The organism is Mesorhizobium ciceri biovar biserrulae, from assembly GCF_001618845.1.
GTDB lineage: Bacteria > Pseudomonadota > Alphaproteobacteria > Rhizobiales > Rhizobiaceae > Mesorhizobium > Mesorhizobium ciceri.
This window is the reverse complement of record NZ_CP015064.1, coordinates 604,221-626,487: the sequence shown is the minus strand read 5'-3', so window position 1 is coordinate 626,487 and position 22,267 is coordinate 604,221. Positions and strand designations below refer to the sequence as shown.

Annotated in this window: 18 protein-coding genes; 8 read left to right on the top strand and 10 right to left on the bottom strand. The window is 63.1% G+C overall.

What is annotated here, in order from left to right:
• The first annotated feature begins 152 nt into the window (after positions 1-152).
• The 3 genes from A4R29_RS02930 to A4R29_RS02920 all read left to right on the top strand — a co-directional run bounded on the left by A4R29_RS02930 (position 153) and on the right by A4R29_RS02920 (position 3,100).
• The gene (locus A4R29_RS02930) at positions 153-950 is read left to right on the top strand and encodes an ABC transporter substrate-binding protein (protein WP_013527986.1); all 798 of its coding nucleotides are present in this window, start codon (positions 153-155) and stop codon (positions 948-950) included.
• Between the two features lie 151 nt (positions 951-1,101).
• The gene (locus A4R29_RS02925) at positions 1,102-1,776 is read left to right on the top strand and encodes an amino acid ABC transporter permease (RefSeq protein ID WP_013527987.1); all 675 of its coding nucleotides are present in this window, start codon (positions 1,102-1,104) and stop codon (positions 1,774-1,776) included.
• 49 nt (positions 1,777-1,825) lie between these two features.
• Positions 1,826-3,100 carry a cysteine desulfurase-like protein gene (locus tag A4R29_RS02920; RefSeq protein ID WP_063171134.1) on the top strand — a complete coding sequence of 425 codons (1,275 nt, stop codon included), beginning with the start codon at positions 1,826-1,828 and terminating at the stop codon, positions 3,098-3,100.
• Between the two features lie 85 nt (positions 3,101-3,185).
• Here the strand turns inward: A4R29_RS02920 and A4R29_RS02915 are convergent, their stop codons facing one another.
• From A4R29_RS02915 to A4R29_RS02895, 5 genes are all read right to left on the bottom strand, one after another.
• Positions 3,186-4,016, bottom strand: coding sequence for a dipeptide ABC transporter ATP-binding protein (locus tag A4R29_RS02915; protein WP_013527989.1), 831 nt, complete (start codon positions 4,014-4,016; stop codon positions 3,186-3,188).
• Positions 4,013-4,870 (bottom strand): ABC transporter ATP-binding protein, encoded by an 858-nt coding sequence (locus A4R29_RS02910; protein ID WP_063171133.1) that lies wholly within the window; start codon positions 4,868-4,870, stop codon positions 4,013-4,015. The genes A4R29_RS02915 and A4R29_RS02910 overlap by 4 nt, the downstream gene beginning before the upstream one ends.
• Positions 4,871-4,872: 2 nt before the next feature.
• Entirely contained in the window at positions 4,873-5,727 is an 855-nt protein-coding gene (locus tag A4R29_RS02905) for an ABC transporter permease subunit (RefSeq protein ID WP_224618710.1), read from the bottom strand.
• A 70-nt stretch (positions 5,728-5,797) separates the two neighbouring features.
• Positions 5,798-6,805, bottom strand: a complete 1,008-nt coding sequence (locus A4R29_RS02900; RefSeq protein ID WP_063169936.1) for an ABC transporter permease subunit — start codon at positions 6,803-6,805, stop codon at positions 5,798-5,800.
• A 50-nt stretch (positions 6,806-6,855) separates the two neighbouring features.
• The gene (locus A4R29_RS02895) at positions 6,856-8,448 is read right to left on the bottom strand and encodes an ABC transporter substrate-binding protein (protein WP_024503387.1); all 1,593 of its coding nucleotides are present in this window, start codon (positions 8,446-8,448) and stop codon (positions 6,856-6,858) included.
• 453 nt (positions 8,449-8,901) lie between these two features.
• On the opposite strand from A4R29_RS02895, the gene A4R29_RS02890 reads away from it, so the two are divergent.
• Positions 8,902-10,908, top strand: a complete 2,007-nt coding sequence (locus A4R29_RS02890; RefSeq protein ID WP_063171132.1) for a long-chain fatty acid--CoA ligase — start codon at positions 8,902-8,904, stop codon at positions 10,906-10,908.
• The gene (locus tag A4R29_RS02885) at positions 10,905-11,642 is read left to right on the top strand and encodes a class I SAM-dependent methyltransferase (RefSeq protein WP_063171131.1); all 738 of its coding nucleotides are present in this window, start codon (positions 10,905-10,907) and stop codon (positions 11,640-11,642) included. Before A4R29_RS02890 ends, A4R29_RS02885 begins: the two co-directional genes overlap by 4 nt.
• A gap of 359 nt (positions 11,643-12,001) precedes the next feature.
• Here A4R29_RS02885 and A4R29_RS02880 read toward each other — a convergent pair whose 3' ends face one another.
• Together A4R29_RS02880 and pgi are read right to left on the bottom strand one after the other, a co-directional pair.
• Positions 12,002-12,724 carry an HAD family hydrolase gene (locus A4R29_RS02880; protein ID WP_063173538.1) on the bottom strand — a complete coding sequence of 241 codons (723 nt, stop codon included), beginning with the start codon at positions 12,722-12,724 and terminating at the stop codon, positions 12,002-12,004.
• Between the two features lie 5 nt (positions 12,725-12,729).
• Positions 12,730-14,373: a glucose-6-phosphate isomerase gene (gene pgi / locus A4R29_RS02875; protein WP_082827282.1), complete on the bottom strand. Its 1,644-nt coding sequence runs from the start codon at positions 14,371-14,373 to the stop codon at positions 12,730-12,732.
• Positions 14,374-14,696: 323 nt separating this feature from the next.
• On the opposite strand from pgi, the gene pdxR reads away from it, so the two are divergent.
• The 3 genes from pdxR (at position 14,697) to A4R29_RS02860 (ending at position 19,263) form a co-directional block, all read left to right on the top strand.
• Positions 14,697-16,190: a MocR-like pyridoxine biosynthesis transcription factor PdxR gene (gene pdxR, locus A4R29_RS02870; protein WP_024503382.1), complete on the top strand. Its 1,494-nt coding sequence runs from the start codon at positions 14,697-14,699 to the stop codon at positions 16,188-16,190.
• A gap of 191 nt (positions 16,191-16,381) precedes the next feature.
• Positions 16,382-17,971 carry a trimethylamine methyltransferase family protein gene (locus A4R29_RS02865; RefSeq protein WP_024503381.1) on the top strand — a complete coding sequence of 530 codons (1,590 nt, stop codon included), beginning with the start codon at positions 16,382-16,384 and terminating at the stop codon, positions 17,969-17,971.
• 62 nt (positions 17,972-18,033) lie between these two features.
• Positions 18,034-19,263, top strand: coding sequence for an aromatic ring-hydroxylating oxygenase subunit alpha (locus tag A4R29_RS02860; RefSeq protein WP_063171129.1), 1,230 nt, complete (start codon positions 18,034-18,036; stop codon positions 19,261-19,263).
• A gap of 146 nt (positions 19,264-19,409) precedes the next feature.
• Here the strand turns inward: A4R29_RS02860 and A4R29_RS02855 are convergent, their stop codons facing one another.
• From A4R29_RS02855 to A4R29_RS02845, 3 genes are all read right to left on the bottom strand, one after another.
• The gene (locus tag A4R29_RS02855; RefSeq protein WP_082827526.1) at positions 19,410-19,808 is read right to left on the bottom strand and encodes a hypothetical protein; all 399 of its coding nucleotides are present in this window, start codon (positions 19,806-19,808) and stop codon (positions 19,410-19,412) included.
• A gap of 64 nt (positions 19,809-19,872) precedes the next feature.
• Positions 19,873-21,261, bottom strand: a complete 1,389-nt coding sequence (chrA, locus tag A4R29_RS02850; protein ID WP_013528002.1) for a chromate efflux transporter — start codon at positions 21,259-21,261, stop codon at positions 19,873-19,875.
• Entirely contained in the window at positions 21,258-22,076 is an 819-nt protein-coding gene (locus tag A4R29_RS02845; RefSeq protein WP_027161822.1) for a chromate resistance protein ChrB domain-containing protein, read from the bottom strand. Before A4R29_RS02845 ends, chrA begins: the two co-directional genes overlap by 4 nt.
• Between the last annotated feature and the right edge of the window lie 191 nt (positions 22,077-22,267).

Below are 22,267 nucleotides of genomic sequence, written 5' to 3'. Positions count from 1 at the left end.
CGATGACGTGCGCGCGGATTCGCGGTCTGCAACACACAACATCGCCGCCGCGACCGCATGGTCGCTGCCATGAATTGACGCCCTGCGTGAAGCGGGGCGGCAAAAAAACCGTGCGGGAGCAACCCGCCCGATCAACAACAGAGGGAACACAGATGAGCTTCACGCGTCGCAAATTGCTTCTTCTCGCCGCCGCCATCGGCATCGCCGCCGGCCCCGCCACCGCCTATGCCGCCGACATGCTCAATGTCGGCGCCTACCCGACCAACCCGCCCTTCGAATTCAAGAACGAGAGCGGCACTTTCGAAGGCTTCGAGGTCGACATCGTCAACGAAGCCGCCAAGCGCATCGGCATGACCACCGACATCGCCGATCTCGGTTTCCAGGCGCTGTTTGCCGCCACCACCTCGAAGCGCATCGACGTCGCCATCTCGTCGATCACCATCACGGCGGAGCGGCTGAAGTCACAGTCGTTCACGCAGCCCTATTATGATTCCGATATGGGCATCGCCACCAAGGCCGACAGCCCGATCAAGGCCGAGGCCGACCTCAAGGGCAAGATCGTCGGCGTGCTGTCCGGTTCGACCGGTGAAACCTGGGTCAAGGCGCATCAGGAAGCCGACGGCTTCAGCGACGTGAAGGGCTACGACACGCAGCAGAACCTGCTGCTCGACCTCAGCGCCGGCCGCGTCGATGCGGCAGTCAGCGACATTCCGGGCATGGAATATTCCTTCACCAAGATGAAGGACCTGGTGGTCAAGGAGCGCATCAAGACCGGTGAGCAATACGGCCTGATGATGACCAAGGACCACCCGCTGCTCGGCAAGCTGAACGATGCGCTGAGCGCGATGAAGAAGGACGGCACGCTGGCCGCGATCCACAAGAAGTGGTTCGGCAGCGACGCGCCCGCCGACTCTTCGACCATGAAGGAAATGCCGCTGCCGAAGGCCTGAGCTGAAGGCTGCGGTAACATCGTGCCGGCTTTCCAGGCCGGCACGATTCTTTCACGCCTGGCCGCCGGCTTCTGCCGCAGATCTCCTGCCCTCGGCGGGCCCATCGAGTTTAACGTGAGCATTCTTTGCTCTGGGGTTCGGGAACGCTCCCATGTCGCTGATCGACACCTTCTTCAACCCCGACGTCATCATGTCCAGCCTGCCGGCGCTGCTGCGCGGCTTCCTGAACACGCTGCTGCTCGGCATTTTGAGCATCGGCATCGGCATCCCCATCGGCCTAGGGATCAGCCTGGTGCGGCTCTATGCGCCGAAGCCGTTGCGCTGGCTCGCGGTCGGCTACACCGACATCTTCCGCGCCCTGCCGGTGCTGGTCGTGCTGATCCTGATCTACTATGCGCTGCCCTTCCTCGGCATACGCCTGTCGTCCTGGGCATCGGCGGTGACAGCCTTCGCCTTCATCATGTCGGCCTACTCGGCCGAGGTGTTCCGCTCCGGCATCGAGAGCATTCCGCGTGGCCAGTTCGAGGCGTCGCAGGCGCTTGGCCTGCCGTTCCTCCTGACCTTGCGCAAGGTGGTGCTGCCGCAAGCGATCCGCGTCGTCATCCCGCCGATGACCAGCAACTGCGTCTCGATGTTCAAGGACACCTCGCTCGCGTCCACCGTGGCGCTGCCGGAACTCTTGAAGGAAGCGACCAACGCGCAGTCGCTCTACGCCAACCCATCGCCGCTGATCGGCGCCGCCCTTGTCTATCTCATCTTCCTCTGGCCGATGGTCCGCCTCGTCAGCCTGCTTGAAGAGCGCTTCAAGACCGAAAAGAAGCGCTGACCTCGCCAACCGATCCCACCCCGTCCAAGCCCTCCGCAGGAGCCTACCCGTGAATAAGCATCAAACCGACAATGCGAATGCCAGCGCGTTCCCCGTCGACACCATCCGCGCCATGTTTCCAGCCTTGCAGCGGGCCGGCGATTTCATCTTTTTGGACAACGCCGCCGGCGCGCAGATCCCGCAGAGCGTGCTCGACGCGGTGACCAATCATCTGGTTTCGCACAATGTGCAGCGTGGCGGCCGCTATGGCCGCAGCGTCACCGTCGACCAATCGGTCGCCGATGCGCGGACAAGCGTCGCTCTGCTCATCAACGCCTACAGCCCGGCGGAAATCTGCTTCGGCATGAATGCCACCTCGTTCATCCGCCTGGTCAGCCTCGGCATCGGCCAGATGCTGCAAGAGCGCGACGAGATCGTCGTCACCGACATGGATCATGACGCCAACATCGCGACTTGGCTGGCGCTGGAGTCGGCCGGTGCGAAATTCAAATGGTGGCGGATGCGTGAGGACGGCAATCTGCATGTCGACGATCTGCGTCCGCTGGTTTCGGACCGCACCCGCCTGGTCGCCTGCACGGTGACAGCGCACTCGATCGGCTCGATCGTCGATGTCGCTTCGGTGGCTGAGATCGCGCATGCGGCCGGCGCCGAAGTGTTCCTCGACTGCGTGCATTACGGGCCGCATGGACTGATCGACGTGCAGGCCTGGGACTGCGACTATCTCGTCTGCTCCGGCTACAAGAATTTCTCGCCGCATATGGGCTTCCTGTGGGGGCGCTTCGAGACGCTGAAGCGGCTGCCGACCTTCCGCGAGGATTTCATCCCCGACGAGCCGCCCTACAAGGTCGAGGCCGGCACCTTCATCTACGAGAACGTCTCCGGCATGGATGCCGCCGTGCAATACCTGGAACTGATAGGCCGCAATCTGGCGCCGTCCAACAACCGTTCGCGGCGCGACAACATCGTTGCCGGCATGGGCGCCATCCGCGACTACGAGTTGGTGCTGGCGCGCGAGATGCTGGCTGTGCTGAAAGATTGTGGCGCGACCATCTATGGCGTCGCCGACGAGGACCGGATCACGGAACGCGTGCCGACCTTCTGCTTCAACATCGGCACATTGTCACCGCAGCGGATCGTCGAGGAAATGGCCGAGATGCAGATCGGCATCCGCGATGGCCACATGTACGCGCCACGGCTGATGAAGCGTCTCAACCTCTCGATGGACAGCGGCGCCATCCGTGCCTCGCTGGTCCACTACAACACGGTCGAGGAAGTCCGGCGCTGCGGCGAGGCGCTACGCGCCATCATCGCCAAGCTGTCGTGAGAGGCGGCCTCTCCAGCGTCGTCATCCACGGGCGGAACAAGGGAGCGTAGCGACGCAGTGCAGACCCGAGGATGACGAAGAGACGTTAAGCCGCTTTCTTCTTCGCCAGCCTCGCCTTGATCGACGCGACGTCGGCGCGCGGTGTCGCCGCGAACAGCGTCCGGGTGTAGCTGTGCTTGGGATCGGCAAAGACCTCGTCGCGCGAGCCGTATTCCACCGCCTCGCCGAAATACATCACCATCACATCGTCGGCGATGTAACGCACCACGGACAGATCGTGGCTGATGAAGACATAGGTCAGCTGGAACTCATCCTGCAGGTCGGCAAGCAGGTTGAGCACCTGCGCCTGCACCGACAGATCGAGCGCCGAGACCGGCTCGTCGAGCACCAGCAGGCTCGGGTTCAGCATCAGCGCGCGGGCAATGGCGATGCGCTGACGCTGGCCGCCGGAAAACATATGCGGATAGCGATTGTAGTGCTCGTGGCCGAGGCCAACCTTCTTCAACATCTTCATCGCAAGGTCGCGCCGCTCGGACGCCGGCTTGTCGGTGTTGATCAAAAGCGGCTCGCCCAGCACGTCGCCGATCTTCTGGCGCGGATTGAGCGATCCGTAGGGGTTCTGGAAGACGATCTGCACCTTGCGGCGCATCTCCTTGGTCAATCCGCCCTTGGCGATGTCGACCTTGTTGCCGTCGATGAACAATTCGCCCGATGTCGCCGGATCGATCAGCGTGATGATGCGGGCAAGCGTTGACTTGCCGCAGCCGCTTTCGCCGACAATGGCCAGCGTCTTGCCCTTGTCGACCTTGAACGAGACCCCCTTGACCGCGTGCACGGTACGCGGCCCGGTGAACAGGCCGCCGCCGATGTGGTAGTCGCGGACGATGTTCTTGCCTTCGAGAACCGTGGTGCTCATGAGGTGGCTCCCGCAGCAGAAGGCGCCGGCTCGAACATCATGTCGGAAACGGTCGGAAGCCGGTCGCCGACGGCGTTCTCCGGCAAGGCCGACAACAGCGCCCGCGTGTAATTGCTCTTTGGCGATTCAAACAGCGACAGCACGTCGGCCTCTTCCATCTTGCGGCCCTTGTACTGGACGATGACGCGGTCGGCGGTCTCGGCCACTACGCCCATATTGTGGGTGATCATGATCAGGCCCATGCCGTATTTGGCCTGCAGCGAAACCAGCAGATCGAGGATCTGCTTCTGGATGGTGACGTCAAGCGCCGTGGTCGGCTCGTCGGCGATCAGCAGTTTCGGATTGCAGGCAATGGCGATGGCGATCATGACGCGCTGGCACTGGCCGCCCGACATCTGGTGCGGGAACGAACTCAGCCGCTCTTCAGGGTCGGCGATGCCGACCAGCTTCATCAGTTCGATGGCACGCGCCCGGCGCTGGGCGCGGTCCATGCCCATGTGGAAGCGCAACACCTCCTCGATCTGGAACCCGACGGTGAAGCACGGATTGAGGCTGGCGATCGGCTCCTGGAAGATCATCGAGATGTCCTTGCCGACGATCTTGCGCCGTTCGGACGGGCTGAGCTTCAGCAGATCGACGCCGTCGAAGGCCATGCGGTCGGCCTTGACGGTTGCCGTGTTGGGCAACAGCCCCATCACCGCCAGCATCGACACCGACTTGCCGGAGCCGGACTCGCCGACGATCGCCAGCACTTCGCGCGGCTCGATCGACAGGTCGATGCCTTGCACGGCCATGAACGGTCCGGCTGCGGTGTCGAAGGAAACGGTGAGGTTCTTGATCTCGAGCAGAGACATGCTCACGACCTCTTCAGCTTGGGGTCGAGCGCGTCGCGCAGACCGTCGCCGATCAGGTTGATGGCAAAGACGGTGATCAGGATGGCGAGGCCGGGGAAGGTCACCACCCACCAGGCGCGCAGGATGAACTCGCGCGCTTCGGCCAGCATGGTGCCCCATTCCGGCGTCGGCGGCTGCGCGCCCATGCCGAGGAAGCCAAGGGCCGCCGCCTCGAGGATGGCGTTGGAGAAGGACAGCGTCGCCTGCACGATCAACGGCGCGATGCAGTTTGGCAGGATGGTGACCAGCATCAGCCTGAGATGGCTGGCGCCGGCGACCTTGGCCGAGACGACATATTCGCGGGTCTTTTCGGCCATCACGGCGGCGCGGGTGAGCCGGGCGAAATGCGGCTGCAGCACGAAGGCGATGGCGATCATGGCGTTGACGAGGCCGGGGCCAAGCACCGCGACCAGCACCAGGGCCAAGAGCAGCGACGGGAAGGCCAGGATGATGTCCATGATGCGCATGATCAGCGTGTCGACCCAGCCGCGGCAGTAGCCGGCGAGCAGGCCGAGGATGACGCCTGAAATCAGCGCTGACGTGACAACGACGAAGCCGATGGCGAGCGAGAAGCGCGAGCCGTAGATCAGGCGCGACAGCATATCGCGGCCGACGGCGTCGGTGCCGAGCAGGAACTGCGCATTGCCGCCCTCCTGCCAGGCCGGCGGCGTCAGGAAGAAGTCGCGGAACTGATCGTCCGGCGAATGCGGCGCCAGCAGCGGCGCGAAAATGGCGATCAGGATCAGCAGCGCGAAGACGAAGAGCCCGATCACCGCGCCCTTGTTGACGGAGAAGTAATGCCAGAACTCGCCGAACATCTGCAACCTGGCGTCCTGCGGCTTGACGACGGTCGCGGCTTCGATGGTGGCGGGGCCTTCATTGCTCATGTCAGTTGGCCCGGATGCGTGGGTTGATGACGGCGTAGAGCACGTCGACGATGAGGTTCACCGACATGACGATCAACGCGATCAAAAGCAACCCGCCCTGCACGGTGAAATAGTCGCGCTTGGAAATGGCGTCGATCATCCATTTGCCGATGCCGGGCCAGGAGAAGATGCTCTCGGTCAGGATGGCGCCGGTGAGCAGCGTGCCGACCTGCAGGCCGATGGTGGTGACGACCGGGATCAGCGCGTTGCGGAAGGCGTGCAGGCCGATGACCCTACGCGGCGCCAGGCCCTTGGCGCGCGCGGTGCGGACATAGTCCTCACCCAGCACCTCGAGCATCGCCGAGCGCGTCTGCCTCGCGATGACGGCGAGCGGAATGGTGCCGAGCACGATGGTCGGCAAGATCAGGTGCGACAGCGCCGAACGGAAGGCGCCCTTCTGGCCCGAGATCAGGGAATCGATGGTCATGAAGCCGGTCACCGGCTTGAAGAAGTAGAGGAGGTCGATGCGGCCTGAAACCGGCGTCCAGTGCAGCATGCCGGAGAACACGATGATCAGCAGCAGACCCCACCAGAAGATCGGCATGGAATAGCCGGCCAGCGCCGTGCCCATGGTCAGTTGGTCGAACCAGGAGCCGCGGCGGATGGCAGCGAAAATGCCGGCGGCCACACCCAGGATGACGGCAAAGATCATGGCGAAGATGGCGAGCTCGACCGTTGCCGGAAAGCGGACAAGGAAGTCCTTGAGCACCGGTGTCTTGGTGGAAAACGAGGTGCCGAAATCACCGCCGAGGATGTTCGTCAGATAGGTCAGATATTGTTGCCAGATCGGCAGGTCGAAACCGAACTGGTGCATGAGCGCCGTGTGGCGTTCGGGCGACAGGCCGCGTTCGCCCGCAAGCACCAGCACCGGATCACCGGGCAGGATGCGCACGAAGCCAAAGGCGAGGATGGTTATCCCGATGAAGGTCGGGATGATGAGGGCGAGCTTGCCGAGGATATAACGCAGCATGGCGGGCGAGTGGGGGCGTCACCACATGGTGGCGCCCCCGTTTCGCAACCTTATTCGGCGATATCGACGCCGTCGAAGCGGTGGATACCGAGCGGATCCATCGCAAAGCCGGTGACGGTCTTCTGCATCGGCATGAACACCTTGGAGTGAGCGAGCGTCGCCCAGGGTGCCTGTTCCTTGAAGATGACCTGTGCCTGTTCATAGAGCTTGGTGCGCTCGGCCTGGTCCGAAACGGTCTTGGCCTTGTTGATGAGCGCATCGAAGTCCTTGTTGCACCATTCCGCGCGGTTGTTCGAACCGACGGAAGCGCAGCTCAGGAGCACGCCGAGGAAGTTGTCCGGATCGCCATTGTCGCCGGTCCAGCCGACGATGACGGCGCCGTCGTGATCGACCGCGGAAGCGCGCTTGAGGTATTCACCCCAATCGTAGCTGACGATCTCGACGGTGACGCCGACCTTGGCGAAGTCCGCCTGGATCAATTCGGCGGTGCGGCGCGCGTTCGGCATGTAGGGGCGCGACACCGGCATGGCCCAGACGTTCATCTTGAGGTCCTTGACGCCGGCCTCTTCAAGCAGCTTCTTGGCTGCATCCGGATCGTACGGATCGTCCTTCACTTCCTTGTTGTAGGACCACATGGTCGGCGGGATCGGGTTGACCGCCACCTGGCCGGCACCCTGGAAGACCGCGTCGATGATGGCCTTCTTGTTGATGGCCATGTTGAGCGCCTTGCGCACGCGCACGTCATCGAACGGCTTCTGCTGGGTGTTGTACATCAGCGCGCCGACATTGAGGCCTTCCTGCTCCTCGACCTTCAGGCTCGCATCGGCCTGCAGGCCGGCGATGTCGGCCGGTGCCGGGTACGACATGATGTTGCATTCGCCGGCCTTGAGCTTCTGCGCGCGCACGGCCGGATCGGTGGTGATGGCGAAGACCAGATCGTCGATCTTCTGCTTGCCGCCCCAATAGTCCGGGTTGGCCTTGTAGCGGATGGCGGCGTCGGTCTGGTAGTCGACGAAGATGAACGGGCCGGTGCCGATCGGCTTCTGGTTGAACAGCTCAGGCGTCTTGTCGGCCTGCAGCTTGTCGGCATATTCCTTGGAGACGACGGACGCAAAATCCATGCCCAGCGTCGGAATGAAGGTGATCGCCGGCTCCTTGAGGGTGAACTTCACCGTCAGGTCATCGACCTTCTCGACCTTGGTGATGTTGTCGCCGAACTGGTCATTGTAATACTGGTAGGCAATGCCCGGAATGTACTGGAACCAGGGACCGTTCTTGTCGACCTGACGTTCGAACGAGAACACCACGTCGTCGGCGTTGAAGTCGCGCGTCGGGGTGAAATAGTCGGTGGCGGCGAATTTGACGCCCTTGCGCAGCTTGAAGACATATTCCTTGCCATCGTCGGAGATCGTCCAGCTTTCGGCCAGGCCCGGCGAGGTCGTCGTCTTGCCGTGATCGAATTCGACGAGGCGGTTGAAGACGGTGCGCGAGGACGCGTCGAACGTCTGGCCTGCGGTATACGGCGCCGGATCGAAACCTTCCGGCGAAGCTTCCGCGCAGTAGACCAGAGTTTTCGCATTGGCCATGCCGCCCAGGACGCTTGCAGCCAGCAACGCGGCTGCAAAAGTCAGCTTCTTATTCATTGAGCACTCCCTGATGTTCTTCCAAGCCCCTCTATCAGGCTCGCGAAGCGCGCATATAAGCACCGTTTTTCCGGCTTTGGAACACCCCGTTTGCTTACCCCGCGGGAAGCAGGAAAAAAATCCGCAACTTTGCCAAATTGCAGAAAAAATTAGCCGTTTCTTCCGTTCACGAGATTATTAACAGCCGAATTTTTTTATTGATCGCCAGGCTGACGATATAAATGTTCCCGGCGCTTCCGAGCGGCCGTGGGATGCGCCAGGACACCGCCTGGAGCGCTGGCGGCGGCAAAGACTTTCGACGGCAAATCTTTCGCCGCGTTGCCGCAGGGGCAAGACTTGCACGCTCACCAAGGGAGGCAATACATAGGGTGTAGCGGCCGCAGCGGAGGGCGCCCTTGCCAATTCAGGGGCGAGTGCGGCACGGATGAACAAGACTTGTCCAGGGAGGAACGGTTGGCAAAAGCATCAAGGACGACGGCGCCGGTGAAAGCGGGAGCCAAGGCGCCGTCGAAAGCAGCCGGTACTGCCAAGCCGAAAGCACCCGTTGCCAAAGCCGCCAAGCCGAAGGCGGCCGCGGCACCTGTAAGGGCAAGCACAAAGCCGGCGGTGAAAGCCCCGGCCAAGGCTGCGGCCGGAAAGACGGCGCCGGGGCGTAAAGCGGGTGCGGCAAAGCCCGCTGCCAGGCCGGCCTCGAAGGCCGCGGCGGCGGTGAAGGCCCCACCGGCGGCAAAGCCGGCCGACGCCACCGCCAACCGATTGCCGAAAGCATTGACGGCGCTGGCCGCCGGCTTGCCGGAAAAGCCTTGGCTCAAGAGCTATCCGAAAAACGTGCAGGCCGAGATCGGCGCCCTGCCCTACAGCTCGATCGGCGATTTCCTCGTCGCGGCCTGCAAGCAGTTTTCCGCGCAGCCGGCCTTCACCTGCATGGACAAGTCCATCAGCTACACCGATGTCGAGCGGCTGTCGGCGGCCTTCGGCGCCTACCTGCAATCGAAGGGCCTGCAGAAAGGCGCGCGCGTCGCGCTGATGATGCCGAACGTGCTGCAATATCCGGTGGCGATGATGGCGATCTTGCGAGCGGGTTATGTGGTGGTGAACATCAATCCGCTCTACACGCCGCGCGAGCTCGAACACCAGCTGAAGGATTCCGGGGCGCAAGCCATCGTCATCCTGGAGAACTTCGCGAACACCTTGCAGGCGGTGATCGCCAGGACCGCAGTCAAGCATGTGGTGGTCGCCGCGATGGGCGACATGCTCGGCGGGCTGAAGGGCACAATCGTCAATTTCGTCGTGCGCCGCGTGAAGAAAATGGTGCCGGCATGGTCGCTGCCCGGGCACGTCAAGTTCAATGCGGCCATGAAGGCCGGCGCCGGTTTGGGCTTCAAGCCGGCCAAGGTGGAAGCCGACGATGTCGCCTTCCTGCAATATACGGGCGGCACCACGGGCGTCTCGAAGGGCGCCACGCTGCTGCACAGCAACGTGCTCGCCAACGTCGCGCAGAACGCGCAGTGGATGGAGGACGCCTACACGATCAAGCCGAAACCCGCGCATCCCAACTTCATCTGCGCGCTGCCGCTCTATCATATCTTCGCGCTGACGGTGAACGCGCTGATGGGCATGCAGCAGGGCGCCCGCAATGTGCTCATTCCCAATCCGCGCGACATCCCAGGCTTCGTCAAGGAATTGCAGAAATATCCGGTGCACATCTTTCCCGGCCTCAACACGCTGTTCAACGCGCTGCTCAACAATGAGGATTTCCGCAAGCTCGACTTCAAGCCGCTGGTGCTGACGCTGGGCGGCGGCATGGCGGTGCAGAAGGGCGTCGCCGAACGCTGGAAGGCGCTGACCGGATGTTCGGTCACCGAAGGCTACGGCCTCTCGGAAACCTCGCCGGTGGCCACCGCCAACAAGTTCACCGCCGGCGACTTCACCGGCACCATCGGCTTGCCGCTGCCCTCGACGGAGATCGCCATCCGCGACGAAGACGGCAACAATTTGCCGCTCGGCGAGGTCGGCGAAGTCTGCATCCGGGGGCCGCAAGTGATGGCGGGCTACTGGAACCGGCCGGATGAGACCGCCAAGGTGATGACCAAGGACGGCTACTTCAAATCCGGCGACATGGGCTTCATGGACGAACGCGGCTACACCAAGATCGTCGACCGCAAGAAGGACATGATCCTGGTCTCGGGCTTCAACGTCTATCCCAACGAGCTCGAGGAAGTCGTGGCGATGCATCCGGGTGTGCTCGAAGTGGCGGCGATCGGCGTCCCGGACGAGCATTCGGGCGAGGTGCCGAAACTGTTCGTGGTCAGGAAGGATCCGGCGCTGACCGCCGAGGCACTGACCGCCTTTTGCCGCGAGAACCTGACCGGCTACAAGCGGCCCAGATACATCGAATTCCGCACCGAACTGCCGAAGACGCCGGTCGGCAAGATCCTGCGGCGAGCGCTGCGCGAATGATTGCAGCCGTCGGCGCGGATGCCGTAGATGCACCTTGCCGTCCTGACCCGGCAGAGTTCATCAGGACGAACATGTGCCTCGCCCCGGTGCCGTCGGTGCCTGAGATCCAGCTTTTTACACCGCACCCGGCCAGTGGCCTGAGACGGCTTACCGATACGCACCAAAGCGCTGACGACGATGACGACACGATCGAGGCGGACAACAATGGACCTGAGCCGCAGCCGCCTTACTGGGCTTATGTGTGGGCCGGCGGCGCGGTGCTTGCGCGCCATATACTGGATCATCCGCAAACGGTAGCCGGTCGCCGCGTGCTCGACCTTGGTGCCGGCTCCGGCCTTGTCGGCATCGCCGCAGCCAAGGCAGGTTCGCGCGAAGTGATCGCCGCCGAGATCGACCGTAACGGCGTTGCCGCGATCGGCCTCAACGCCGCGGCCAACGGCGTCGAGATCGCCATTGTCGACAAGGACATTACCACGGGTCCCCCGCCGGCGGTCGAGCTCGTGCTTGCCGGCGACGTGTTCTACGGCCCAGAGGTCGCTCTGCGGGTTATCCCGTTCCTCGACCGCTGCCTGGCGGCCGGCATCGAGGTGCTGGTCGGAGATCCCCGCCGCAACGACCTGCCGCTGTCCCGGCTGCAGTTGGTCGCCGAATACCGGGTGCCGGATTTCGGCGACGCGAAGGGTGCCGCGACGAGGCTTAGCGGCGTCTTTTCGTTTGAGGAGGGAGCGCGCTGACGCCACAGAGCAAGCCTAAATTCTACTCATTGTGGACAAACATCGAGGGCAGAAAATAGATTCGACTAGCCGTTGGTCGGAGAAGTCGAGTGGCGTGGATTAAAGTTGTTCAACGTATCGGTTTCACAGTTTGCCCAAAATGCGAAAATCGGGGCTTCGATCTTCAGCCAGGCGAAGACATCGACAGCGCAAAGCGCCAAGATCAGGTGCGGCAAATGCGGGTACGTTTGTTCTGCTGATGAGTGGCCCATTGTGTCCGAAAACAAACCAGAAGCTCGATAGTTTCCATGGACTGCTCCCCCATCTCGGCCATTGGCAGAAAATCCCGAGGTGAATCGAGTTTGACCTAGCCTTTCCCGTCAGATCGTCTCCCTGACCCGCGCCGAGAGAAAATCCGGCAGGTCGGCGACCGAATCCAGAACCACATCGGCAATGCCGGCCAGCGATTCGCGGGTGCCGGTGCCGGAGAGCACGCCGATCGCCAGCCCGCAGCCGCCGGCACGCGCCATTTCGAGGTCGTGCCTGTTGTCGCCGACCATAGCGATTTCCGCCGGTTTGAGGCCGGTGAGATCGCTGAAGGCCTGGATCGTGTCGGGGGCGGGCTTCGGATTGGCCACCGCGTCGTAGCCATAGGCCGCGTCGAACAATTGAGCGACGCCGAGCGTAACCAGCGTCTTTTCCGCGCCGCTGGTCGAATCGTTGGTGGCGACGCCAAGCCGGTAGGATTTGCTGTGCAGTGCCGTCAGCGTATCGACGATGCCCGGCAGCGCCACAGCCATCGCCGAGCCCTGTACGGAGGTGATCTCGTTGAAGCGGGCAACCGCAAGCATCTGATCCTCGTTGGACAGGCGTGGGAACCACAATTCGACGACGTCGAGATTGGTGCCGGAGGCAAAGATGGAGTCCGGCTTGAAACGCTTGTTGGCGAAATCGAAGCCGGCAGCGGCCAGCAGCCTGTCGGCTTTCCAGCGATCGCCTTCCGACGCATCCATGGCCATGAAGTCGGCAACGCCGAGCCAGGTGGCGTTGAAGTCGACAAGCGTGCCGTCCTTGTCGAACAATATTCCCTTGATGTCTGCCAAGCTTTTCACTCCGAGCCACGCAAATGCTGGATGAATCCCACAAGGCCAGCGGTCGATGCATCCCGATTGGCGGCACTTTCCTTGCCCTCCACGACAGGCAACAGGCCGGTGGCCAGTTCCTTGCCGAGTTCGACGCCCCACTGATCGAAGGAGTTGATGTTGAACAGCGTGCCCTCGACGAAGACGCGGTGCTCGTAGAGCGCGATCAGCCGGCCGAAGGTGCGCGGGTCGAGCTTTCTGTAGAGGATGGTGACCGAGGGACGGTTACCCGAGAAGACGCGGTGCGGCGCGATCTTGTCGACCTCGGCCGGCTTCATGCCCTTGGCCAGCATCTGGGCGCGCGCCTCGTCCAGCGTGCGGCCCTTCATCAGCGCTTCCGACTGCGCCAGGCAGTTGGCGAGCAGCAGATCATGCTGGTGCTTGAGATCGGGCTCGTGACCGATGGCCGCGGCAAGGAACTCGACCGGAATGAAATCGGTGCCCTGGTGCAGCAGCTGGAAGAAGGCATGCTGGCCGTTGGTGCCGGGCTCACCCCAGACCAGCGGTCCGGTCGGCGTCGTCACCGCCGTGCCTTCGAGGGTGACGCTCTTGCCGTTCGATTCCATGTCAAGCTGCTGCAAATAGGCCGGCAGCCTGGACAGGCGCTGGTCGTAAGGGATGACGGCGCGCGCCGGGTAACCGCAGATCACGCGATGCCACCAGCCGACCAGTCCCAGCAGTGCCGGCAGGTTCTCCTGCACCGGCGCGGTGCGGAAATGCTCGTCCATCTCATGCGCGCCATCAAGGAAGGCGCGAAAATTCCGCGGGCCGACAGCGATCATCACCGGCAGGCCGATGGCGCCCCAGAGCGAATAGCGGCCACCGACCCAATCCCAGAAGCCGAAGACGCGATCGGGCGCGATGCCGAACTTGGCCACCAGGTCGAGCGCGGTCGAGACGGCGGCGAAATGCTTGCCGACCGCTTCCTTGCCGAGCGCCTTCTCCACCCAGTCGCGCGCCGTCTGCGCATTGGTCATCGTCTCGACGGTGGTGAAGGTCTTGGAAGCGATGATGAAAAGCGTGGTCTCGGCGGAGAGGCCCTTCAGCGTGTCGTGGATATGGGCGCCGTCTATGTTGGAGACGTAATGCGCGCGCGGCCCGTCATGATAGGGCGCCAGCGCCAGCGTCGCCATGGCCGGGCCGAGATCGGAACCGCCGATGCCGATGTTGACGATGTCGGTGATCTTCTTGCCGGTGGCGCCGGCCGCCTTGCCCGAGCGCACGGCATCGGCAAAGGCGCCCATGGCGTCGAGCACGGCGATGACGTCCGCCTTGACGTCCTGGCCATCGACGGTGACGCCCTTGCCGGTCAGGTTGCGCAGCGCCGTGTGCAGCACGGCACGGTCCTCGGTGACGTTGATCTTCTTGCCCGCGAACATGGCGGCGCGGCGGCCTTCGAGATCGGCGGCCTGCGCGAGCTTTTCCAGCAGCTCCATGGTGGTCGCGTCGACCGCGCACTTCGACCAGTCGAGCAGCAGATCGCCGTCGGTGGCGGAGAATTCCACGAACCGCTTGGGATCGGCGGCGAAGGTCTGGCGCATGCTGGCGGGCGCCGCCGCGCGGTGATCGCGCAAGGCGGCGAGCTGTTTTTGAAAGGACGATTGATCCACTGCCAAACTCCGAGACCTCGAGCCATCATTACGGACCGGATGTTTCCGGCGCGTGTCGTCGCGACAATCTATCGGGCCGAACTCCATCCGTATCAATGCGCAGCGATGACGCACACCCTCACGCCGCCATGACGCACGATGTCATCGCCGGGATGAAGCGCCGCGTCACCCCACGATGCCGCAACGCGGCATCAAAAGGACGTGAAGGATCACTGGCATAAATCCCAACGATCAGAAAAATTGATTGGCGCAACCCCTTGTGCCACGGTTACGTTCGGCTGGTCCAGCCAAACGAAAAAGGCTGGCCATCGAGGAAATCTCCCATGCCACAGCGAAACGACACGGCGATATGGTCCGGCCTGTTCCGGATTTCGGCCGAATCCGGCCAAACCCTGCAGGCGCAGATCCGCCAGGCCATCGTAGCCGCCATTCTCGACCGCCAGATCGCCGCTTCGATGCCGCTCCCTTCCTGCCGCATCCTGGCCGAAAAACTCGGCGTGGCGCGCGGAACCGTGGTGCTGGCGTTCCAGCAGCTCGTCGACCAGGGTTTCCTGGTGGCGCGCGAACGGCGTGGCCATTTCGTCAATCCCGATGTGCTGGCGACACCGGCCAAGCCGCACCAGAAGGCGCCCGACCAGGCCAATGAGATCGACTGGAAGGCACGCCGCAAGATCGCCGCAAGCGACATGCCGCCGCCGGCCAAGCACGAGAACTGGATCAAGTCGTCCTATCCTTTCGTCTACGGGCAGTTCGACCCGGCGCTGTTCCCGACCGCTGAATGGCGCGAGTGCAACCGCATGGCGCTTGCCGTGCTGGAAATCCGCAACTGGGCATCCGACATGGTCGACCGTGACGATCCGCTGCTGATCGAGCAGATCCAGGCGCGGCTCCTGCCCCGGCGCGGCATCTTCGCCAATCCCGACGAGATCATCGTCACGCTGGGCGCCCAGAACGCGCTCTACATGCTGGCGACGCTGCTGATGTCCAAGGGCTCCAAGGTGGCGATGGAGGACCCCGGTTACCCCGACGCGCGCTCGATCTTCCGCCTTGCGGGCGCAGAGATACAGCCGGTGCCGGTCGACCAGTCCGGCATCGTAACTGCTTCTATTCCCAATGATTCCGGCTTCGTCTTCGTCACGCCCAGCCATCATTGCCCGACCATGGTGCCGTTGTCGGCGGAACGGCGGCAGGATCTTCTGGCGCGCGCCAACCGCTACAACCAGATCATCATCGAGGACGGCTATGACAGCCAGCTTCTCGACGAGGCACCGCAGCAAGCGCTGAAGAGCCTCGATCGTTCCGGCCGCGTGGTCTATGTCGGCTCTATGTCCAAGACGTTGGCTCCCGGCCTGCGGCTCGGCTACATCGTGGCGTCCGCCGGACTGATCGCGGAGCTCCGGGCGCTGCGCCGCTTCATGCTGCGTCATCCGCCGGCCAACAATCAGCGCGCCGTCGCACTGTTCCTGTCGCTCGGCCACCACGAGGCGCTGGTGCGGCGGCTGTCGTCAGCCTTCGACGAGCGGCGCAAGCGGCTGGTCCATGCGATTTCCGCCTTCCTGCCGGAATGGCGTTCGACCGATTCGGCCGGCGGTACGTCGCTGTGGCTCGAAGGGCCGCGCGGCACCGATTCGCGCGGGCTTGCCGAGGCAGCGGCCTCGCGCAGCGTCATCATCGAGCCAGGCGACCGCTTCTTCGATCGCACTGAAAAGCCTTCGCGTTTCATGCGGCTGGGCATCTCGTCGATCGCGCTACAGCACATCGAGCCAGGCATCCGCGAACTGGCCACGGCCGCCGGACGCAGACCCGCGGCCGCCTGATCCATCATCGACCTCTCGTGACCGGAGCCGCTCGCAGCGGCTCCGGTATTTTAGTTCTGGCACATGGAACTGAGCCAGCTGGCCCATAGGATGGGCCAGTGCCGGCGGCATAGTCGGCGTCATCAGGGGAAGAAGCAGGCCGATGGTGGACCAACCGCCACGAGTTCCTGCCGACGAAGTTGGAGTGCTCCATGCCAGTGGCTGTCGAACAGCAGGACACGCCGGCGAACCGTCGTCCACAACGCTCCGGTCTTCGCGAAACAGGACATGCCATGCGATCATCTCCCCTGGTGGAGGATACCAGACCACAGCACAAGGCCATCGAGGGCGGCGGCTACGGGCCGCTTCGCGGGGATGACCGCGAGCGTATCCACGAAGGCGTACTGACGCTTCTGGAGACAGTGGGTTTCGCCAACGCCATTCCTTCCTGCATAAAGGTGCTGACCAAGGTGGGGGCGATCCATGGCGACGATGGCCGGGTCCGCTTTCCGCGCGCGCTCGTGCTCGACACCATCAAGCGGGCGGCACGACATTTCACGCTTCATGGCCAGGACCCCAGGCACGACATGGTGGTCCAGGGCAAGCGCGTGCACTACGGCACGGCAGGCATCGCCGTGCACCTGGTGGATCTGGAGAAGCGTGAGTACCGCGAATCCAAGCTGCAGGATATTTATGATGCCGCCCGCATCGTCGACGGGCTGGACAACATTCATTTCTTCCAGCGGCCGATGGTGGCGCGCGACATCGCCGATCCGCTCGAGATGGATTTCAACACGCTTTATGCCTGTGTGATGGGAACATCGAAGCACGTCGGAACATCCTTCACGGTGCGTGAGAACGTGAAGCCTGCACTTGAAATGCTGTACGCCATCGCCGGAGGCGAGGAGAATTTCCGCGCCCGGCCATTCGTTTCCAACTCCAATTCATTCGTCGTGCCGCCGATGAGGTTCGCCGAGGATGCGTGCGGCGTGCTTGAGGCCTGCGTCGAAGGCGGCATCCCGATCCTGCTGCTGTCGACCGGCCAGTCCGGCACGACGGCACCCGCGGCGATGGCCGGCGCCGTCGTGCAGGCAGTGGCCGAAGTGCTGGCCGGCCTGGTCTATGTCAACGCGCTCAAGCCCGGCCATCCGGCGATCTTCGGCGCATGGCCGTTCATGTCCGACCTGCGCACCGGCGCCATGGCCGGCGGGTCGGCCGAGCAGTCGGTGGCAACGGCGGCCTGTGCCCAGATGGCGCAATTCTACGACCTGCCCGGTGGCTCCGCCGCCGGCATGACGGATTCGAAATTGCCCGACATTCAGTCCGGCTACGAAAAGGGCATCACCAATGTGATGGCCGGCCTCTCCGGCCTCAACCTCGTCTATGAGGCGGCCGGCATGCATGCCTCGCTGCTCGGCTTCTGCCTGGAGAGCCTGGTCATCGACAACGACATGCTCGGTCATTGCCTGGGCTGCGCGCGTGGCATCGACGTGACTGACGAGGCCCTGTCGATCGACAGCATCGCGGAGGTCTGCCTCAAGGGTCCGGGCCACTATCTCGACAACGAACAAACGCTCAAGCTGATGCAGACCGAGCACTTCTATCCTGCCCTCGGCGATCGTTCCTCGCCGAAGGAATGGAACGAAAAAGGCCGGCCTGATATATTGCTGCGTGCGATCACCGAGAAGAAGCGCATTCTTGCCGAACGATTTCCGCGCCATGTGCCAAAACAGGTCGACGACAGATTGCGTGCCCGTTTCGGCAACCTGATCCACCTGCCGCGCACGCATATGGGCGGCTGACCGGAGACAAGTCTCGTGCAGCCATACAGCCATACACGACCAACCATCGGGCAGAACGACAAATGAGTGTGCATCCTATCCAGCAAGCCCCCACCGACGGCGACGCGATCGATCGGCTGGTGGCATCTCATCGGCCAGGCCACGGCCTGGTGCGTGCCTTCTATCATGACCCGGCGATCTTCGAGCGCGACATGGAACGGGTCTTTCGCCGCCACTGGCATTGCCTGGCCCACGCCAGCGTTATCCCGAACCCCGGCGATTTCGAGCTGTTCAAACTGGGCGACGAGGCGGTCATCCTGACACGCGGCATGGATGGCACCGTGCATGCCATGCTCAACGTCTGTCGCCACCGCGGCGCCGAGGTCTGCACCAAGCAGAAGGGCAACGCGAAGATGTTCGTGTGCCCCTACCACGCCTGGGCCTATTCCAATGACGGATCGTTGCGCGCTGCCCGCCTGATGCCGAAGGATTTCGACCGCACGGCGCACGGCCTGAAGAAGCTTCATGCCCGCGTCGCATCCGGTCTGGTCTTCATTTCCTTCGCCGAGACGCCGCTCGATTTCGATCCTATCGAACAGTCGCTGCGAACGAGCTGCGGCCAGTATGGCTGGGGCGACGCCAAGGTTGCGTATCGTCAGTCCTATCCGCTCGACGCCAACTGGAAGCTCGCCGTCGAGAACTATGTCGAATGTTACCATTGCGGGCCGGCGCATCCGGAATATTCGCAGACGCATGCGCTGGAAAAGCCGGCAGAAATGATCGAGCAGCTCAATGCGGCGATGGAGCAACGCACCTGCGCGCTCGGCATCGAGATCGGCAGCGCCAACCGCTGGCAGAACTCGGCGGCCGGCCAGGAAGCAATCCACACCTTCCGCTATGCGCTCTATGACGGCGTTTCGAGCGGCAGCCAGGATGGATCGCCGGTGGCCCCGCTGATGGGACGCTTCTCCGACTATGACGGTGGCGTCACTTCCATCCATCTCGGCGGCACGACCTTCCTCGTATGCTATCCCGATCACGGCATGATCTACCGCTTCATCCCGAAAACGGCTGGCACCTGCGAGATGGAGCTGATCTGGCTGGTGCGCGGCGACGCGGTCGAGGGCCAGGATTACGATCTGGAGAAGCTGACCTGGCTGTGGAAGATCACCACCGAAGAGGACAAGAAGATCATCGAGCACACCGCGCGCGGCGTGCGCTCGCACTATTTCGTGCCCGGACCTATCGCGCCGATGGAATACAACGAACTGCGCTACATCGGCTGGTATCTCGAGGAGATCAGCCGGGCCTGAACGGCTCGGCTGCCTTAGAGCATTCACCGTTTCACGGAAACGGCGATCTGCTCTAACTCTTTGTTTTGACGCAATTCTAGACGGAAAACCGCTCACACTTTTCCTAGAATTGCTCTAGGAGAATCAGGCAGATCTTGCCTTTCGCGTCATTCCGCGCTGAGCCCGTATCGGTCGACGACTTCGGGGTTGATGAGCTTGGCATGCAGCGTCATCAGCACGATCTGCGCGTCGAGGCTGTCACCGGCTTCAAGCGCCGCCTCGATGCGGCGCTCGGCTCCCAGCGCCCGCTCATGGCCATTGGCTTGCTCGAAGGTTTCGGGACCCGCGATGCAATAGCTGCATAATTGTGCCACCGACGCATAGGTGCCCGGTGGCGGCTCGTCGGGCCAGCGATCCTTCATGAGATTGACGAGGGTAAGCTTCACGCCCTCCGGCACAAGGGCTGGATGCAGATCGGCGCCGCGCAATGCATCGTCGAGCTGCCTCAAGTCGCCCGAACGGCCGAACACTCCGAGGAAGCCGAGGGAAGATCGCCGTCCGGCCATGATGTTTCCTTCCATTTCCAGCCCACTTAGGTGGTGGGCAAGCGGATTGCAAAGGCGGTGCTGTCTAACCAGCCGCCGCCAGCAAGATCCCTGCAAGGGCGGATAGCGCGAGTGTCGGCAGCATGCCGACTTTCAGCTTCAGGATGGCGACCATGGCGGCCACGGAAAGCAAGGCCGCGCGCCAGTCGATCGACGAAGGCACCGGCACGTTCATGCCAAGGCCCGTCGCGTGCACCTCACGGAAGATGACGTGCAAGGCAAACCATAGGGCCAGATTCATAATTACCCCGACAACGGCGGCGGTGATCGCGCCCAGTGCGGCCGACAGTGCCTTGTTGCCGCGCAAGGCCTCGATGTAGGGCGCACCGAGGAATATCCAGAAGAAGCAAGGCGTGAACGTCACCCACAGAGTGAGCAAAGCCCCCAGCGATCCGGCAACCAACGGGTCCAGCGAGCCGGAATGGCGGAACGCGGCGATGAAGCCGACGAACTGCAGCACCAGGATGAGCGGCCCTGGCGTCGTTTCGGCGAGCCCAAGGCCATCGACCATTTCACCCGGCGCCAACCAGCCGAAGGACTGGACGGCTGCCTGTGCGACATAAGCGAGGACCGCATAGGCGCCACCGAAGGTGACGACAGCCATGAGACTGAAGAACCGGCCTATCTCGGTCCAGACGCTTGCAGAGCCGGTGAACCACCAGATCAAAAGAACAGGCCCGAGCCAGAGCGGCAGCCAGATGGCGACGGTGCGCGGTGCATGCCATCTGGTCGGTTTGACATGGGCCAGTTCGCCACGCTCGAACATCAGGTCGACCGCTCCCTTGAAGTCGGCAACATCGTCCTTGCCATGGGCCGAGCCGGAAAACAGGGCGGGAGCAATGCGATCCCCCAGCCATCCCGTCAGGCCGGCTAGCAGGACGATGAGCGGAAAGGGCACATTCAACGCATAGATGGCGATGAACGCCGCGACCGCGATCGACACCATGACCCGGTTCTTGAGGGCACGCCGGCTGATCCGGACCACCGCCTCGACGACAATGGCAAGCACAGCCGCCTTGACCCCGAAAAACAGCGCCGCGACAAGCGGCACGTCGCCATAGAGGACGTAGAGGCTGCTCAAGGCGAGCATGACGAGCGCGCCCGGCAAGACGAACAGGATGCCGGCGACAAGGCCGCCGGCCGTCCTGTGCAGCAGCCAACCGATGTAGATGGCGAGTTGCTGGGCTTCCGGGCCAGGCAGCAGCATGCAGTAGTTCAGCGCGTGCAGGAAACGCCGCTCACCGATCCAGCGCCGCTCCTCGACCAGTTCCTTGTGCATCAGCGCGATCTGCCCGGCCGGACCGCCAAAGCTGAGCAATCCGATTTTCGCCCAGACCTTCACGGCCTCGGTGAAGGTCGGTGCAGCCGGCACCGGGACGGTTCCCGCCTTATTGTCCGGGACAAGAGCGGTCACGACGGCTTACCCGCAGCCGGCCAGTTGTGCGTTTCTTCGGTGGCGTCGCGACACCAGCGGAAGAACGCGTCGTAGAGCAGCATGCCTGCTTCCAGTTGTTCCAGATCGTCGCGGTACATACGCGACAAACCAAGCGAGGCAGCCAGAAAGCCGGCCGCCTGAGGCACCAGGTCGAGGCTTGCAGTGTCGGCCGCCCGCACGATTGCAGCGAGGCGATCGAGCGCCGCGGATTCCAGCCCGAACTCCTCGATCATCGTGTCGAAGGTGCAGCGCTCGCCGCGATGGCTCCAAAACACATTGTCGATGTCGAACGGCACGGCCTGAAAGCGGTCGGCAACAGCCAACACTTCAGCGGGTTCGACGAACAGGAACACCGCGTCGGGGTCGACGAAACGCCGGATCAGCCACGGGCAAGCGATGCGGTCGACCTTCGGGCGCGATCGCGTCACCCAGACGGTGGCGCCCTTTTCATTGCGTGGCGGCATCTTGGCGGTGCGGGCCAGAAGCCCGCCGGCATCGCGCCAGGCTTCAAAGCCGCCTTCGAGAGATTCAGCTGATATCCCCTCATGGCGCAGCCATGCGGCCACGCCTTGCGAGAGCTTTTGCCCCCTCTGGCAAACGACGGCCACTGGCTTGCCGGCGAACGTGGCCGCCCAGCTTGAAACGGTTTTGAAATCGCGACGGCACGACGCCGGCAACAGCCGCGGATCGGCGTCGAAATCTTCATCTATGCGAACATCGACAATGACTGGGGCGCCCGGCAGACCTATGAGCCGGGACAATTGCGGTACGGTGATAGCGGTTGTTGACGGCATGGCGTCCACCTCCTGAAAAGAGAAGCTTGGACGCGAACGTTGGGCTGACGCCTCACGGGGTCGTCGCGATGCACCCCTTGTCATGATGGTGGATTTGTTGGGCGCGCTTGTCAAGGACGGTGGCCGTTCTCGACCTACCCGGCAGCGATGCAACACGCTGACCGGAAAACCGACGGCGGCCTGATTTGATC

What these genes read in the sequence shown, in the direction of transcription:
- A4R29_RS02925 (WP_013527987.1), top strand. Translation starts at nt 1,102, where the DNA reads ATGTCGCTGATCGACACCTTCTTCAACCCCGACGTCATCATGTCCAGC.
- A4R29_RS02865 (WP_024503381.1), top strand. Translation starts at nt 16,382, where the DNA reads ATGCCAGTGGCTGTCGAACAGCAGGACACGCCGGCGAACCGTCGTCCA.
- A4R29_RS02895 (WP_024503387.1), bottom strand. Translation starts at nt 8,448, where the DNA reads ATGAATAAGAAGCTGACTTTTGCAGCCGCGTTGCTGGCTGCAAGCGTC.
- A4R29_RS02845 (WP_027161822.1), bottom strand. Translation starts at nt 22,076, where the DNA reads ATGCCGTCAACAACCGCTATCACCGTACCGCAATTGTCCCGGCTCATA.
- A4R29_RS02885 (WP_063171131.1), top strand. Translation starts at nt 10,905, where the DNA reads ATGATTGCAGCCGTCGGCGCGGATGCCGTAGATGCACCTTGCCGTCCT.
- A4R29_RS02915 (WP_013527989.1), bottom strand. Translation starts at nt 4,016, where the DNA reads ATGAGCACCACGGTTCTCGAAGGCAAGAACATCGTCCGCGACTACCAC.
- A4R29_RS02860 (WP_063171129.1), top strand. Translation starts at nt 18,034, where the DNA reads ATGAGTGTGCATCCTATCCAGCAAGCCCCCACCGACGGCGACGCGATC.
- A4R29_RS02905 (WP_224618710.1), bottom strand. Translation starts at nt 5,727, where the DNA reads ATGTTCGGCGAGTTCTGGCATTACTTCTCCGTCAACAAGGGCGCGGTG.
- A4R29_RS02900 (WP_063169936.1), bottom strand. Translation starts at nt 6,805, where the DNA reads ATGCTGCGTTATATCCTCGGCAAGCTCGCCCTCATCATCCCGACCTTC.
- pdxR (WP_024503382.1), top strand. Translation starts at nt 14,697, where the DNA reads ATGCCACAGCGAAACGACACGGCGATATGGTCCGGCCTGTTCCGGATT.
- A4R29_RS02910 (WP_063171133.1), bottom strand. Translation starts at nt 4,870, where the DNA reads ATGTCTCTGCTCGAGATCAAGAACCTCACCGTTTCCTTCGACACCGCA.
- A4R29_RS02930 (WP_013527986.1), top strand. Translation starts at nt 153, where the DNA reads ATGAGCTTCACGCGTCGCAAATTGCTTCTTCTCGCCGCCGCCATCGGC.
- A4R29_RS02855 (WP_082827526.1), bottom strand. Translation starts at nt 19,808, where the DNA reads ATGGCCGGACGGCGATCTTCCCTCGGCTTCCTCGGAGTGTTCGGCCGT.